15 protein-coding genes are annotated in these 15864 nt (G+C 45.4%); 13 read left to right on the forward strand and 2 right to left on the reverse strand.

The genetic code is table 11. The features are described 5' to 3' along the window. Positions 1–9: 9 nt before the first annotated feature. Positions 10–1197, reverse strand: coding sequence for a nucleotidyltransferase (locus CHH91_RS08435; protein WP_095223009.1), 1188 nt, complete (start codon positions 1195–1197; stop codon positions 10–12). Between the two features lie 609 nt (positions 1198–1806). On the opposite strand from CHH91_RS08435, the gene CHH91_RS08440 reads away from it, so the two are divergent. The 3 genes from CHH91_RS08440 to CHH91_RS08450 all read left to right on the forward strand — a co-directional run bounded on the left by CHH91_RS08440 (position 1807) and on the right by CHH91_RS08450 (position 3134). Beyond that, positions 1807–2322, forward strand: coding sequence for a YceD family protein (locus CHH91_RS08440; RefSeq protein WP_095223010.1), 516 nt, complete (start codon positions 1807–1809; stop codon positions 2320–2322). Between the two features lie 31 nt (positions 2323–2353). Further along, the gene (rpmF, locus tag CHH91_RS08445) at positions 2354–2527 is read left to right on the forward strand and encodes a 50S ribosomal protein L32 (protein ID WP_077309792.1); all 174 of its coding nucleotides are present in this window, start codon (positions 2354–2356) and stop codon (positions 2525–2527) included. A gap of 130 nt (positions 2528–2657) precedes the next feature. Beyond that, positions 2658–3134: an RsfA family transcriptional regulator gene (locus tag CHH91_RS08450; RefSeq protein WP_095223011.1), complete on the forward strand. Its 477-nt coding sequence runs from the start codon at positions 2658–2660 to the stop codon at positions 3132–3134. 20 nt (positions 3135–3154) lie between these two features. Here the strand turns inward: CHH91_RS08450 and CHH91_RS08455 are convergent, their stop codons facing one another. After that, on the reverse strand, positions 3155–3604 hold the full coding sequence (locus CHH91_RS08455) for a GNAT family N-acetyltransferase (RefSeq protein ID WP_176465732.1): 450 nt from the start codon (positions 3602–3604) through the stop codon (positions 3155–3157). Between the two features lie 160 nt (positions 3605–3764). Here CHH91_RS08455 and CHH91_RS08460 point away from each other — a divergent pair, with 160 nt between their 5' ends. The 10 genes from CHH91_RS08460 to CHH91_RS08505 all read left to right on the forward strand — a co-directional run bounded on the left by CHH91_RS08460 (position 3765) and on the right by CHH91_RS08505 (position 15789). After that, the gene (locus CHH91_RS08460; RefSeq protein ID WP_095223013.1) at positions 3765–4646 is read left to right on the forward strand and encodes a 2-dehydropantoate 2-reductase; all 882 of its coding nucleotides are present in this window, start codon (positions 3765–3767) and stop codon (positions 4644–4646) included. After that, positions 4643–5026: a DUF3397 domain-containing protein gene (locus tag CHH91_RS08465; protein ID WP_095223014.1), complete on the forward strand. Its 384-nt coding sequence runs from the start codon at positions 4643–4645 to the stop codon at positions 5024–5026. Before CHH91_RS08460 ends, CHH91_RS08465 begins: the two co-directional genes overlap by 4 nt. A gap of 31 nt (positions 5027–5057) precedes the next feature. Continuing rightward, entirely contained in the window at positions 5058–6683 is a 1626-nt protein-coding gene (bshC, locus tag CHH91_RS08470; protein ID WP_095223015.1) for a bacillithiol biosynthesis cysteine-adding enzyme BshC, read from the forward strand. Positions 6684–6849: 166 nt separating this feature from the next. Next, positions 6850–7281: a division/cell wall cluster transcriptional repressor MraZ gene (mraZ, locus tag CHH91_RS08475; protein WP_095223016.1), complete on the forward strand. Its 432-nt coding sequence runs from the start codon at positions 6850–6852 to the stop codon at positions 7279–7281. A 24-nt stretch (positions 7282–7305) separates the two neighbouring features. Continuing rightward, complete coding sequence (gene rsmH, locus CHH91_RS08480; protein WP_095223017.1) at positions 7306–8265, forward strand: 16S rRNA (cytosine(1402)-N(4))-methyltransferase RsmH; 960 nt, start codon at positions 7306–7308, stop codon at positions 8263–8265. A gap of 18 nt (positions 8266–8283) precedes the next feature. Beyond that, positions 8284–8664, forward strand: coding sequence for a cell division protein FtsL (gene ftsL, locus CHH91_RS08485; protein WP_095223018.1), 381 nt, complete (start codon positions 8284–8286; stop codon positions 8662–8664). 16 nt (positions 8665–8680) lie between these two features. Then, positions 8681–10819 (forward strand): penicillin-binding protein, encoded by a 2139-nt coding sequence (locus tag CHH91_RS08490; protein ID WP_095223019.1) that lies wholly within the window; start codon positions 8681–8683, stop codon positions 10817–10819. A gap of 83 nt (positions 10820–10902) precedes the next feature. After that, positions 10903–12837, forward strand: coding sequence for a stage V sporulation protein D (locus tag CHH91_RS08495; RefSeq protein WP_095223020.1), 1935 nt, complete (start codon positions 10903–10905; stop codon positions 12835–12837). Between the two features lie 121 nt (positions 12838–12958). Further along, entirely contained in the window at positions 12959–14434 is a 1476-nt protein-coding gene (locus tag CHH91_RS08500; RefSeq protein WP_286160729.1) for a UDP-N-acetylmuramoyl-L-alanyl-D-glutamate--2,6-diaminopimelate ligase, read from the forward strand. Between the two features lie 2 nt (positions 14435–14436). After that, entirely contained in the window at positions 14437–15789 is a 1353-nt protein-coding gene (locus tag CHH91_RS08505) for a UDP-N-acetylmuramoyl-tripeptide--D-alanyl-D-alanine ligase (protein WP_095223022.1), read from the forward strand. Positions 15790–15864: the final 75 nt, after the last annotated feature.

Raw genomic sequence — 15864 nt, forward strand, 5'->3', positions numbered from 1 at the left:
TCCTTTTTATTATGCGAATATAGGCGGCGATAGCTCTTGTCTGCGCGAAGCTGCCGCTATTTCAGGTGGTAATATACTGTTATAAGCATCCGCTGCTTGCAATTCTAAATCAGCAACTGGATGCATGCCGTCCTTTAATTGTGTATATAACGGAACGTCAAGCTGCTTTTTCCTAGAAGAAAGAAAGGCCTGTCCATTTTTGTTCATTCCGAGAATACGGATATAAGGGCATGCTGCCTGTTCAAGATATTCGCGGTTCATATGCTTTTGTGTATTCGATAGCAGGTGCACACAGACGCGCTGCAGTCTTGTCCATGTATAGCGTTTCGTTTTGATCAGAGAAAGGAACTGCTGGAAATTCAACGCCTGATTGATATATTTCTTGAAACGGTATTCCAATCCCTCATCCATCCCATGAATGTGGCGCAGTGTTTCAGCAGGTCGGGTTAGGATGAGATAGCGTAAAAGCGGGAAATAGGCTTCCCAGCTGTGAAGTTCTTTAGCTTCCATCAATTCAAACGTCTTTTCCGGTACAGCTGCTTTCACTTGTTGTTTTCTCTCTTCCTGCCAAGCAGAACGGATTGATGTGGCACTTGCGATCGGGCCGGTAATAGACTGTTCATGATAACCTGCCTGAATACGGCGGATTGTATCGACCTGTATTGGCGAATGAAGGGCCTGGGCTGCCTGAAGATATGCAAAACCCAAGATATTATTGGGGCTGCTAAGATCGAGTGCGGAATTGATTCCCACTAACTCGTATGCTGCACGATTTGCTTCAGGATAGGATAAGCCATTTTCCAGCTGCTGTTTTAGAACTGTCTCAAAAGCTGTCCGATTCTTTTGTCGTTCTTTTTGTGCGTGATGGAATGATTCTATAGATCCGTTTTCAGAACCAAAAACGAGATGATCCACTTTCAGGGCATCAAGGATGGAAACAGCTCCTTTGGCAAACAAATCAGCATGCTGCACTGCAAAAAGGAAGGGCAATTCGACAACCAAATCGACACCGGCAGAAAGTGCCGCTTTTGTACGGCTGAACTTATCCATAATGGCCGGTTCACCACGCTGTGTGAAATTCCCGCTCATTACTGCAATCGTACAATCGCTTTCGGTTAATTTTTGCGCCTGCTGTATATGATAAACATGACCGTTATGCAGAGGGTTATATTCGACGATGAGGCCGCATGCTTTCATAGGGGAACTCCTTTCCTGTATTTTTTAGTCTTTTACTGAGAAAGGACACCCAATCCGGGCTCCCTCGCTTATCCTTACTTTTCTAAACGGTGTTCTCCGCTTTTCTTTGTTGTCTGGCTCTAGAAACCAGAAACTGCGGTATAAGAGATGAATCCCTATGTGGGAAAGGACACCCACGCCGGGCTCCCTCGCTTATCCCTACGTTTCTAAACGGTTTCTTCCGCTTTTCTTTGTTGTCTGGCTGCAAAAACCAGGAGCTGCGCTGGAATCGATAAATCCCTACAGGAGAAGGGCGCCTCCTTCCGGGCTTTCTCGTTTCCTTCTCCGCTCCTAACGGTTTTCTCCGCTTTTCTAGTGTTGTCTAGCTACAGAAACCAGAAACTGCGGTATAAGCGATGAATCCCTGCGTGGGGAAGGACACCCACTCCGGGCTCCCTCACTTATTCCTTCGTTTCTAAACGGTTTCTTCCGCTTTTCTTACGTGTTACAATAGAGATAATGTTCTTTAGTAAGAATATAGGCTAATTATTGCCTTGGTGTAAAGAAAATATATTGACAAAGCTTCTGTTTTTTTTTACAATTACTTTTGTTGCCATGAGGTGAATTAACGTGAAAATTCCGGTTCAAAAGCTTAAAGCTAAAGGTCTTGAACCTTTCGAATTTACAGAGCAAGTGGATGTGTCAGACATCCAGGGCAAAAATGATATTCGTCGGATTGATCCGGTGAAGGTCAGCGGTCAGGCGACATCGCATGGAAACGATATAACCGTTAAGTTCGCTGTAGATGGCAAGATGATTCTTCCATGTGCGCGCACGCTGGTGGATGTACCGTATGAATTTCATGTTGAAGCGACTGAACTGTTTACTTTGTCTCCATATGCAAGCGCGGATGACGAGTCAGAGATTCACCCTGTTGAGGGAGAACTGCTTGACTTGAAACCGTATATAGAGGAAAATATCCTATTGGATGTTCCTTTCCGTGTTTTCTCCGAAGATCCGGAGGCATTGGATAATGCCACGAAACAAGGAGAAGGCTGGCAGCTTGCCAGTGAGGAAGCACAGCAGGACAAGATCGACCCGAGGCTCGAGAAACTGCAAGCTCTCTTGAAAAAGGACGACGAATAAGCATTGTAACGATTGAAGGAGGTGTAGGACCGTGGCAGTACCTAAAAGAAGAACTTCTAAAAAAGTAAAAAACCAACGCCGTACACACAAAAAATTGCATGTACCTGGAATGGTAGAATGCTCTAACTGTGGAGAACTTGCAAAACCACACCACGTTTGCAGATCTTGCGGACATTACGATGGAAAAGCAGTGGTTGAAGCGTAAGAAAGAAAGACGACATCTGTCGGCAATATTGCCGATAGATGTTTTTTTTATATTCTATCGTCTGTTTTCTAGTCTAGCATTTTTCCCTCTCGCATACATTGATAGCAGAATAGAAGAGGGGGGAAGCGTTTTGAAGAGTACGAGACAAGATGCATGGTCGGATAAAGAGGATGTTTTGTTGGCAAATACGGTACTGGATTTTATTCAGGAAGGGAAGACGCAGCTGGATGCCTTCCGTGATGTTGCCGTAAAGCTCAACCGTACTGCGGCGGCATGTGGCTTCCGTTGGAATGCATCACTCCGTCAGTATTATCAAACAGATATCGAAATCGCAAAACAGCAGCGGAAACAGCAGCTTCCAGTGTCAGATAAAGCAGCTGCACCGGTTAAGGATGATAAAGAATCCATCAGCTTGGAAGCAGCAATCGACTTGCTTGAAAAAGTGAAACAGAATTTCCAAGCTCCGAGAAAAGAACCGCAGGAAGAACTTAAGGCATTGAAAGAAGAGAATGCAAAGCTGAAGGATCAGCTTAAACGGTATCAAGATGCATGCATTGAAATGGAAAAGCTATGCCGCTGGGTAATCGAGGAAGCTGAGACAAATTAAAAAAGCCCAGTTGGGGCTTTTTATTTTGTCGGCTGCCACGTCATAACGGACAGATTATCTTCCTTTTTGCTGCTGTCCTTAAAATGCAGCCTAGTCCAGAAAGCTTCTGAATTTACTCTTGCTTTTGTGCGTACTGGTTTTGCAAAGGACTGTACAAATTCAACTAGGGACGAGCCAAGTCGATTTCCTTGGTATGCAGGCAGCACTTCCAGTTTGGAGATTTCTACGTATCCCTTTGGCGGATAGAATGTATTGTCACGTTGTTCGTTCACAAAGGTAAGCGCCATTCTCGCTGCCAGTTCATTATCCATGTAGATTCCGTAGAATAGCGTATCATCGTCACTTTCGATGAGACTTAGCTGGAACTCATCCAGCATGGAAAGCTCTGCGTTCCCCTGTGCGGCAAAGCGTTCGAAATCCTCCGCTGTTTTATAATTCACCGGCAATTTTTCCACTTTAGCAAATGTCATACAGATTCCCCTCTCCGTATTAAAAAATTTCGCTGTGTGACTTATGTTTTCAATATATATGAAAACGGTTACAAATTCAAGCGTTATATTTCTTATATCCATACTGTCTGTTCTTTTGCTAAAATAAACAATTAGGTATAGGACGAATGGGGGAACGGACATGAGAATCAATGTGATCGGCGGAGGGGCAATCGGGTTACTTATAACCGCAAAACTCGGCAGATTCCATGATGTGCGGCTTTTGACTAGAACACGAGAACAATCCGAACTGATTGCAGCGAAAGGTCTTCTTCTCAAGGGTGAAGTAAACGCATTGGAGACGTTAGCTTCTACTGATTGGCAGGCTTTGGGGCAAGCGGATGTATGGATTGTCTGTGTTAAACAATATGATGTGCAGCCCATTTGGGAAAAGTTGAAGCTGCACGTAAAAGCTGCAATCGTCTTTCTCCAAAACGGTATGGCTCATACGGACTTTTTGCAGGGAGATGAATTCGATTATCCTATCATCGTAGGGTCTGTCGAACATGGTGCCCTGCGGGTGGATTCTCGTACTGTAGAACATACAGGGAAAGCGGCCATTCGTCTGGCAGATCTGACTGTTAATGATGCTGAAAAGCTTGTGAATCAGCTCCATGAATCGGATTTTCCGTTTTTATTTGAGCAGGACTGGCGTGAGATGTTAGGCAAAAAACTGATCGCGAATGCTGTGATCAACCCGTTGACTGCAATTTATCGGGTGGAGAATGGTGCGCTGCTGGAACATCCTGCCTTTGAAAAAATAGCATGGGTATTATGCAAGGAAGCTGCAGATGCGCTAGAGTTAGAGGAAAAACAGCAATGGGCAAATGTTTGCAGGATCATACAAGCTACGAAAGCTAATTTGTCCTCCATGCACAGAGATATTCAATCCGGCAGGCAGACTGAGATTGAATCCATATCAGGATATATCCGCAAGCATGCAAAACAAGCTGTTCCTTATACGGATTTTGTCTACTATAGTATACTTGGACTTACGAAACAGCAGGAGAGGACGAATCTATGACCCACTTAATCGCTTACCTTCTAGCGGCAGCAATCACGGTACCGCCGCTTGCAACTTGGATTTATTATTTGATCGCCAGACGGATCATTCATAAAAGACGGAATGCTTTTCTCCATAGCGTGCAAACTACTGCCGTATTCTATATCTTTTCTGTTATGATTATGTTGCAAATCATTTTACAGCATACAGTGATCGGTTATATGATAGGATTCCTTGCGGTATTGTTCATATTGGTTGTGCTCATGCATTACAAATACCGCGGCGAGATCGTCTTTAAGCATGTGTGGCGCATCTTCCTGCGTATCTGCTTCCTCTTGTTCGGTCCGCTGTACATCCTCCTGCTAGTGGCAGGAGTCATCGTTACATTTATCAGACAGTAATACATAGACGTTATATAAAGGAGTACTTAATATGGTAATACAACCAATGAGACTGGAAAGTCCGAACAAATTGGTGGCCGATTATCGGGCAGAGCTTCCTTCTATTATGGGGAAATTCGATTTTTCTCCATTCCGCCAAGAAAGCTATGCGACTAGACTGGAGGAGCTTGAAGCTCGTGAGTTCCCGAGGGAGGCGCTAGTGGAACTCCTCCTCAAATGCAATAAAGAGTGGGGAGCGGATCAGGTAACGATCCAAAATATCAATAAATTAGCTGATACGAATACAGTGGCTGTAGTCGGCGGGCAGCAGGCAGGCCTCTTCACGGGTCCTTTATTGACACTGCATAAGATCACCTCCATCATTTCCCTAGCTTCCGAGCAGAGTAAAAAACTGGGCTCGACGGTCATACCGGTGTTTTGGATAGCGGGTGAGGATCATGATGTGGAGGAGATCAATCACATCTTCCTGCCAAATCGTAACAAGTTGAAAAAAATCAAATGGAAACAGCATCTTACTGAAAAGATTGCAGCTTCTGATGTAGTGCTCGATAACGGTTTGATGCATGATTTCTTGCAAGAAGTGATGGCTGCCTTGCCGGAGACAGCATATACAAAGGATATTCACTCTACTGTGAGTAATATATTGGATCAATCAGAGACATTCGTTGATTTCTTCGCGAAATTCATTCATTTCCTATACAAGGATACCGGTTTGGTGCTTTTGGATTCCGGGGATCAGGCACTGCGGCAAGTAGAGCGACCATTTTTCCGGGAGCTGATCAACAAGCAGCAGGAAATAAGCCATGGTGTTTATGGAGCATCTCAGGAGCTCCAGCAGATGGGTTATGCTGATGTGTTAGGTGCAGAAACAGAAGATGCTAACCTGTTCTGTTATATTGACGGTGAAAGAACGCTGCTTATACGCGACAGTGAGGGTAAGTGGCGAGGCAAAAATGATGAAGCAGTCTTTACGGAAGAAGAGCTGATGCTTATTGCGGAAACAGCGCCGGAAAGACTGAGCAATAATGTTGTCACGCGCCCTCTCATGCAGGACTACCTCCTGCCGGTGCTTGCTTTCATTGCCGGTCCTGGAGAAATCGCCTATTGGGCGAATCTGAAACCGGGTTTTCAGGCAGTCGGCTTTAATATGCCGCCCGTCATGCCGCGTCTTTCCTTCACGATGCTGGATGGCAAGACAGAAAAGCTGCTCAATCGTTATCGTTTGCGCCCCGAAAAAGCTATTGCATTTGGCGTTGAAGCGGAAAAAATTCATTATCTAGCTGCACAGCAGCAGCCGCCGATTGCTGTTGTATCTGAACAAGTGAAGCGAGCAATGGCTGATTTGCACGCACCGCTCCGGCGAAGTGCGGCATCGATTGCAGATGATCTTGGCAGCCTGGCAGAAAAGAATCTCCGTCATTTGGAAGAGGATATCGATTTTCTGGTCAAACGTATGGAAGCTAGAATTAAAGAGCAGCATGGTGTGGCTTTATCCCATTTTGACCATATTCAATGTATGCTTCACCCGGAAAATGGGCTGCAAGAGCGGACATGGAGTATCTTCCCTATATGGAATATGCATGGAGTGGAGATTTGGCGCGAATTAGCGCAGAAAAGCTATGATTTCACCACTCCCCACCATATCGTAACGTTATAATGAAACAGAAAGCGTGCCTGGTCGACGACCATGCACGTTTTTTTGTGCACAAAACTCCGAAAAAGCGCTAGACAAGGGAGAAAATGCTAATAAAAAGTGTGAATATTGAGGTGGTGAAATGTGGGGGGATGTGGTACTATGAAAATGGAAAGTGGGGGCGGAGTCTATGTTCATGGGGGAATTTCAGCATTCGGTAGATACGAAAGGCCGTATTATCGTACCTGCCAAGTTCCGAGAAAACTTAGGGGAACGTTTCGTACTGACCCGAGGATTGGACCAATGTCTGTTTGGATACCCTATGGAGGAATGGAGACTCCTGGAAGAAAAACTAAAAAAGCTGCCATTGACCAAGAAGGATGCCCGTGCATTCACTCGCTTCTTCTTTTCAGGAGCAGTCGAATGTGAGCTTGATAAGCAAGGGAGAATCAATATCCCTGCACCGCTCCGGAAATATGCGAAGCTGGAAAAGGACGTAGCCATCATTGGTGTGTCTGGACGGATCGAATTCTGGGCGGAGAGCGAATGGAATTCCTATTTTGATGAATCTGAGGAATCTTTTGCTGAAATCGCTGAAAATATGCTTGATTTCGATATTTGATGGCAGTCGAAAGGATGTAAGAGCTTGTTTGAACATTATAGTGTGCTGAACAGAGAGACGATTGAAGGACTCAATGTGAAGCCAGAAGGTACATATGTGGATTGCACCCTAGGCGGAGGAGGTCACTCCGAAGTAATTTTGAAGCAGTTATCCGATAAAGGAAAACTGTATGCGTTTGACCAGGACAAGCAAGCCATCGAGGCCACAGCGGCAAGATTAGCGGAGTATGGCGATCGAATCGAATATATCCAGGCGAATTTCCGACATCTGAAAAGCGAATTAGAGGAAAGAGGCGTAACGGAAGTCGATGGTGTAGTATTCGACCTTGGCGTGTCCTCCCCACAGCTCGATCAGGCGGAAAGAGGATTCAGCTATCAGCACGATGCGCCGCTTGATATGCGCATGAACCAGCATCAGGCGCTTTCTGCCTACGAGGTGGTTAATACGTGGTCTTACGAGCAGCTTGTACGGATTTTCTTCCAATATGGAGAAGAGAATTTTTCCAAGCAAGTTGCAAGAAAAATAGAGAAAAGACGAGAAACGAAACCGATTGAAACAACATTTGAACTTGTGGAAGTGATCAAGGAAGCGATTCCTGCACCAGCAAGAAGAAAAGGCGGCCATCCGGCCAAAAGAATCTTTCAGGCAATCCGGATTGCGGTAAATGACGAATTACAAGCATTCCGTGATGCGCTGCAGCAGACAGCAGAGATAGTTGCAGTCGGGGGAAGGGTTTCAGTCATTACCTTCCACTCGCTGGAGGACAGAATGTGTAAGCAGGCATTTAAATCATGGAGCACACCGCTGCCGGTTCCGCGCAATATCCCAATTTTGCCGGAGGACAGCAAGGCACCGTTTGCTCTCATTACGAGAAAGCCGATATTGGCAAGTGATGAGGAACTGGAAGATAACAGAAGATCCCGTTCCGCCAAACTCCGCGTAGCAGAAAAAATAAAACCGTGGAGTTCGAAATTCGAATTCTAATACAGGGGAGGAATAAGCTTGAGCGCAGAACGTGCAAGAAGCTGGCAGCAGAGCAGTCCGGCACAAAGACCGCAGCAGCAGCCTAAACGACAGGTAAAAGTAAAAGTTCATAAGAAAACGTGGATTACGCCGGGAGAGAAGGTTCTATATGCCGTTTTCAGTCTAGTTATCTTGGCTGCAGCAGCTTATTTCGTCACCTTCGCAGCTTCCACGTATAATGTGAACCGAGACTTGGAAGCACTGGATTCTGAAATCAGCCACCAGAAGGTTGCGAATACAGATCTGACTTATGAAGTGAAGGAATTGAGCAAGCCGGAGCGCATCATCGATATCGCACGTGATGCAGGTCTGAAGGTACAAAGTGCCAAAGTAAAAGAAGCAAACAAAGTCTCTGAATAAGAAAGGTACTGTCAATATGAAAAAGAACAAGACAACACAGAGAATGGCGATGGTTCTGTTATCCGTTTTTGCCTTGCTCTTTCTTGTCTTAGCTGGACGTTTCTTGTTCATCCAGGCATCCGGTGAAGTTGCTGGAGTTAATTTAAAGAAATTTGCAGAAAGTAAGCGGACTGACTCGTATACGCTCGAAGCTACGAGAGGGAAGATACTGGATCGCAATGGAATGGAGTTGGCGTATGATCAGCCAACTTATTCTATTTATGCGATTGTTAGTGAAGAGTATTCCGCGGATAAAGAACATCCGATCCATGTAACGAATGTGGATAAGACGGCAAAAGAAATTGCTGAAATCATCGGGGCAGATGAAAATGATCTGAAAAAACGGCTCCAGGATGGAATTGACGGCGGCAAGTTCCAGGTGGAATTCGGTTCCGCGGGAAGCGGATTGTCTCAGGATCAGAAGAAGAAGATTGAAGACCTCGAGTTGCCTGGAATCCAGTTTACAGAAGAAGCAGAGCGCTTCTATCCGAATGGTACTTTTGCTTCGCAAGTAATTGGGCTGGCACAGCGACAAGATGGTGTGATTACTGGCTTAACAGGAATTGAACAACAGCTGAATGATCAGCTTGCAGGTAAAAACGGGAATATATCCTATGAACAAGATGGTTATGGATACAAGCTGCTGAATCCGAATGAAGAAGTGCAGGCAGCCCAAGATGGGGATAATGTCTATCTGACTATTGATCAGAAAATCCAGACTTTACTGGAGGATACACTCACCCAAGTGGATGATAAATGGAACCCTAAGAAAATCAGTGCAGTCGTCATGAATCCAAAAACAGGTGAGATTGTAGCGATGAGCAACCGCCCAAGCTATGATCCGAACGATCCAGAGAATGTAGAAAACTGGTACAATGACTCCATTTCAAATCCGATGGAACCCGGATCGACTATGAAAATGTTCACAGTCGCGTCTGCTATCGAAGAGGGGAAATGGAATCCGGATGAAAAATATAAGTCCGGATCATACAAACCGGATAGCAAAACAACAATCAGTGACTGGAATAAGGGTGGCTGGGGATCCATAACTTACTTAGAAGGTATGCAGCGTTCATCCAATGTTATGGTCGCGAATCTTGTTGCAAATAAAATTGGTGAGGACAAGTTTCTGGAATATCTAAAGAAATTCCACTTTGACCAGAAAACGGGCATTGATCTTCCTGGTGAGATACCTGGCACCATTCTATATAACTATCAATCTGAAAAGATTAGTACATCATATGGTCAAGGAACCACTGCAACCCCGATTCAGATGATTACGGCTGCCAGTGCGATTGCCAATGATGGAAAGATGGTTACGCCACATATCATTGACAAGATTGTCAATCCGGATACGAAGAAGGTTGTCGAGCAGAAGAAAACAGAAGTACAAGGCAAACCTATTTCTAAGGATACAGCTGACGAAACACTAAAGATACTTGAATCGGTCGTAACATCCAAACATGGCACTGGAAAACCGTTTAAATTGGATGATTATAGCGTAGCTGGTAAAACCGGTACAGCACAAATACCAAATCCAAACGGTGGCGGCTATATGCAAGGCAAGAATAATTATCTATTCTCCTTCCTTGGCATGGCACCTGCTGATGATCCAGAATTGATCATGTATGTATCTGTGCTCCAGCCTGAATTGAGTGAAACGGAAACTGGCAGTGAACCATCCGCCTTCATCTTCAAAAATGTAATGGAAAATGCGCTGCACTATATGGATATCAGTCCGGACCAAGCGGACGATAAAAATGAGGTTTCTGAAAAACGAGTGCCGGATATTGAAGGCATGTCTACTCGTGCTACGAAGAAAGCGCTAGAAGACACTGGAATGGATGTAGTTGTTGTCGGTGAGGGAGATAAGGTTGCCAAAACGAGTGTTGAAAGCGGGCAAACCGTTCTGGAAGGCGAGCGCGCCATCATCGTCACGGATGAGCCGACGATGCCGGATATTAATGGATGGTCCATGCGTGAAGTGCTTGAATTGGGTGAACTGCTCCAGCTGGATGTGGAAACAATCAACAGCGGCTACGCCAAGACACAAAGCATCAAAAAAGGAACGAAACTGAATAAGAACGACTATCTTGCTGTCGAATTCTCGACATAAGAAAAACGGACAGTGGTCTATCCGCTTGCCAACCATCATAACATGGATACAAGCCTACCTTTGTATACGAGGGAGAGATTTGTTTGAAGAGAGTATCCAATGTTACGATGCGCAAGCGGTTGGTCACTGTTTTTGTTTTGGCTTTTATCGTGTTCCTTGTTATCGGAATCCGATTAGCATATGTCCAGTTCGTCTTAGGTAAAGACTTAGTGGACAAGGCTGAGGATTCCTGGAGCAGGAATATCACATTTGAGCCGGAAAGAGGAAAGATACTTGACCGTAATGGTGAGGTGCTGGCAGAGAATGTGTCCGCACCGACTGTCATGGTCGTACCACGTCAGATCAAGGATCCTGAAAAGACAGCCGAGAAGCTGGCAGAAATTCTTGGGATGGAAAAGGACAAGGCAATGCAGCACGTGACGAAGAAGGCATCTATCGAAAGAATTCACCCTGAAGGACGAAAAATTTCCGAAGAGCAGGCAGAAGCAATTCAGGCGCTGAACATGGAGGGCGTTTATATTGCCAAAGATTCAAAACGGCACTATCCAAATGGGGATTATCTGTCTCATGTACTTGGTTTCAGCGGTATAGATAACCAGGGGTTGATGGGCCTGGAGGCATACTATGATGAAGAACTGAGCGGAGAATCAGGCAGCCTGTCGTTTTTCTCTGATGCAAAAGGGCATCGATTGGAAGATATGGCAGATGTCTATTCACCGCCGACGGATGGTATGGACCTTCAGCTGACGATTGACTCTGATATCCAGACAATTATAGAGCGGGAACTGGATAATGCAGAAGCAAAATATAATCCGGATGGTGCGATTGCACTGGCTGTAGATCCTGATACAGGTGAAATCCTCGGAATGTCCTCGAGACCTTCATTCGAACCGGAAAATTACAATGAAGCCGATCCTGATACGTATAACAGGAATCTGCCGATTTGGAGTTCGTATGAGCCAGGTAGTACATTTAAGATCATCACACTTGCTGCGGCACTTGAAGAGAAGGTAGTTGACCTTGAGAACGATCATTTCCATGACAGCGGAGCTATCAAAGTGGATGGTGCCACCTTGCATTGCTGGAAACGCGGCGGACATGGTGATCAAACATATTTAGAGGTTGTACAAAATTCTTGTAACCCAGGTTTTGTCTCACTAGGGCAGAAGCTAGGGACGGACCGTCTATTCTCTTATATCAAGGATTTTGGGTTCGGTGAGAAAACTGGTATCGATTTGCAAGGGGAAGGAAAAGGTATTTTATTCGATCCCGCGAAAATCGGGCAGGTAGAGACAGCAACCACTGCTTTCGGACAAGGTGTTTCCGTCACTCCGATTCAGCAAGTGATGGGTGTATCAGCTGCTATCAATGGAGGCTACTTATACCAGCCTCATATCGCCAAGTCATGGAAGGATCCAGTTACCGGTGACACGGAAACAGCCACCGAGACAGTCATGAAACGACGGGTAGTGTCAGAGGATACATCAGAACAGGTTCGTCATGCATTGGAAAACGTTGTAGCAAAAGGGACAGGACGAGGAGCTTACCGGGAAGGGTTCCGGATTGGCGGTAAAACAGGAACAGCCCAGAAAGTGGGAGCCAACGGAACCTATATGGAAAACAACTATATTCTTTCCTTCATCGGATTTGCACCTGCCAATGACCCTGAAATCGTGGTCTACCTTGCTATAGATAATCCGAAAAACACAATCCAATTCGGTGGTAAAGTGGCAGCGCCGATTGTAGGTACTATTCTGGAGGACAGCCTTCGTTCAATGGGAGTAGAACCGCAGACGGATGGATTGGAGAAATCTTACAGCTGGCCGGAAGAGCCGCCAGCAGAAGCACCTGATTTTGTCGGTATGAAAAAGCGGGAACTGACAGAATATTACACTACACTGAACTTGGAATTGAGCGGAACCGGCGAATATATCATCGATCAAGAACCAAAAGCTGGAATAAAGATGGAAGCAGGATCCACTATCCGCCTGTATTTATCTGAAAACCCGCCTGAATAAATCGGATGAACCATTCCTGCGGACATAAATTCTGGTATAATGGGGAAAGGTTTTTACGCCTCAATCAATCAAAATAATATTACTTTGCATTTTGTAAGGATAAATGAAGGACGTGGCAGCTTTGAAACTAGCAGTACTTTTGTCCGCACTGCCTTTTTACGAACAGCAGGCGGCCCATGAAGAAATCGACATTACCGGATTGACAATCGATTCCCGGGAAATTAAATCTGGCAATCTATTCATATGCATAGACGGAGCAGTAGTCGACGGACATACGTTTGCCAGACAGGCCGAGGAGCAAGGGGCGGCGGCTATTTTAGCCGAACGTCCGCTGGATGTATCCATTCCAGTTATTCTAGTCAAAGACACGCTTCGCGCTTTGGCTCCATTAGCGAATACTTTCTATGGTCACCCATCGAAAGAGATGCGGGTGATCGGTATTACTGGTACCAATGGCAAGACGAGCATGACATATTTGCTTGAAAGTATTTTCCGCGCTAATGAGGAAGCTACTGGAGTGATTGGTACGATTCAGATGAAGATCAAGGACGAGACGTTTCCGGTGAAAAATACGACACCGGATGCGCTGTTCCTGCAAAAAGGGTTCCGTAATATGGTCGATGAAGGAGTCGATACGGCTGTCATCGAGGTATCTTCCCATGCTTTGGACAGGGGACGAGTACATGGCACCGATTTTGATATCGCTGTATTCACGAATCTATCACAGGATCATCTTGATTATCATGAAAGCTTTGAGGACTACTTCCATGCGAAAAGTCTTTTATTCTCTCAGCTTGGCAATACCTTCGATCCAAAGCATCCGAAGTACGCCGTAATCAATGCAGATGACCGTTACGCTGAAGCATTGATCAAATCAACTGCACAGCCAATTTGCACGTACGGGATCGATAAGGATGCAGACATTATGGCCAAGGATATTCAGCTGGCATCCAACGGTACTACTTTCTTACTTCAAACACCGAAGGGCGAAGCGAGAATAACGAGCAAGCTGATGGGTAAATTCAATGTCTATAATATGCTTGCTGCTGTAGGAGCCGCTATTTGCAGCGGTATACCGTTTGCGACGATCTGCAGTACACTGCATGAGACGACTGGTGTAGCAGGCCGCTTCGAGCCTGTCATGGCAGGACAGTCTTTTGGGGTGATTGTAGACTATGCACACACACCGGATTCCTTGGAGAATGTCCTGACGACGATAAAATCATTCGTGAAGGGCAATATAATTACAGTGGTAGGCTGTGGCGGTGACCGCGATAAAACAAAACGCCCGCTTATGGCAGGAAAAGCTGTCCAATATTCGGATACATCCATTTTCACAGCGGATAATCCGCGTTCTGAGGACCCGCAAGCTATCCTTGAGGATATGATCAGAGGATTGGAATCCGACCAGTATGCTGTCGTACCAGACCGGGCAGAAGCGATTCAGCGTGCTATCGACCTTGCAGGAAATGACGATATCGTCTTGATAGCAGGTAAAGGGCATGAGACATATCAGATCGTAGGAAATCAGGTTCTTGATTTCGATGATCGTCTAGTTGCAGCACAAGCCATTAAAAGAGCGGGATTAGGAGAATGACGATGCTATTTTCAAGTGATTTCCTATATGATGTATTCCCTGATGCTACGAAACAGCAGGAATTTACCATTGCTGAAGTGAATACCGATAGCAGGAAAGAAGCACCAAACAGTTTATTTGTCCCGATTAGAGGAAAACGCTTCGATGCGCATGCTTTTATTGAGCAGGCAGTTGCGCAGGGGGCAGTCGCCTCTTTATGGGATAGATCATTGCCGATACCGGAAGCTGCTTCTAGTATTGTGCTGTTCTTGGTTGATGATACGCTGGAAGCATTGCAAAAACTAGCTAAAGCACATCGCGAAGCAATTGATCCGATTGTTGTCGGCATCACCGGTTCAAACGGTAAAACGACTACAAAAGATTTAGTTGCCAGCGTGTTAAAAGAGAAATATGAAGTGTTGGCGACCAAAGGGAACCTGAATAATCATATCGGGTTGCCGCTCACTGTTTTATCTATGCAGCCTTCCTGTGAAGTGCTTGTTTTAGAAATGGGTATGAGTAACTTCGGTGAAATCGAGCTGTTGTCGCATATCGCACAGCCGGATTATGCAATCATCACAAATATCGGGGAGTCGCATATCGAATTCCTTGGATCAAGGGAAGGCATTGCCAAGGCAAAGAGTGAGATTACAGCGGGTTTAGCTGAAGATGGCGTGTTGATCATTGATGGAGATGAGCCTCTGCTTGCATTCCATCATGATAAGAAAACGACAATCACGTGCGGATTTGAAGATCATAATAAGCAGCAGCTCAAGATTGAGAAGACACTTGATGCAGCCACTGCTTTTTCGGTAAACGGTGAAAATTACACATTTTCTTTGCTTGGCGCGCATAATGTACGGAATGCAGGCTATGCGATCGTACTAGGAAAAGAGCTGGGTGTCAGTCAGCAGCTTATACAGCAAGCATTGCATACTCCATCAATGACAGGAATGCGGATGGAGCAGCTTGCCGGGAAGAATGGAAGTAAAATCATCAACGATGCATATAACGCTTCTCCGACATCGATGAAAGCAGCAATTCAGACAGTACAGAGTCTGCCTTTTGCCAGACGTATTCTCGTGCTAGGCGATATCTATGAAATAGGGGATGAATCCAAAAGCTATCATCGGCAGATTGCAGAAGCTATCACCTCTGATACTACGCACGTATTTACGGTCGGTGAGGATTCGGATGAAATTACTGATGCATTAAAAGGTACATCGATTACAGCTGTTCACTTCACAGACAAGGATTCTTTGGCGGAAACAGTTCTGCAATTGCTGCAGCCTGATACAATCGTCCTGCTGAAAGCATCACGCGGTATGAAACTGGAATCCATACTTGACACAATCGCTGTTATGGAAGAAAATTAATAGCTGGTAATCAGAAACATGGCGTCACTGGCGCCAGGTAATACACTGGACGGGTGCTTTTTTAAAGGAGGAAAA

Origin of the sequence: Virgibacillus sp. 7505 (assembly GCF_002272135.1) — a bacterium.
Classification (GTDB): Bacteria; Bacillota; Bacilli; order Bacillales; family Amphibacillaceae; genus Terribacillus.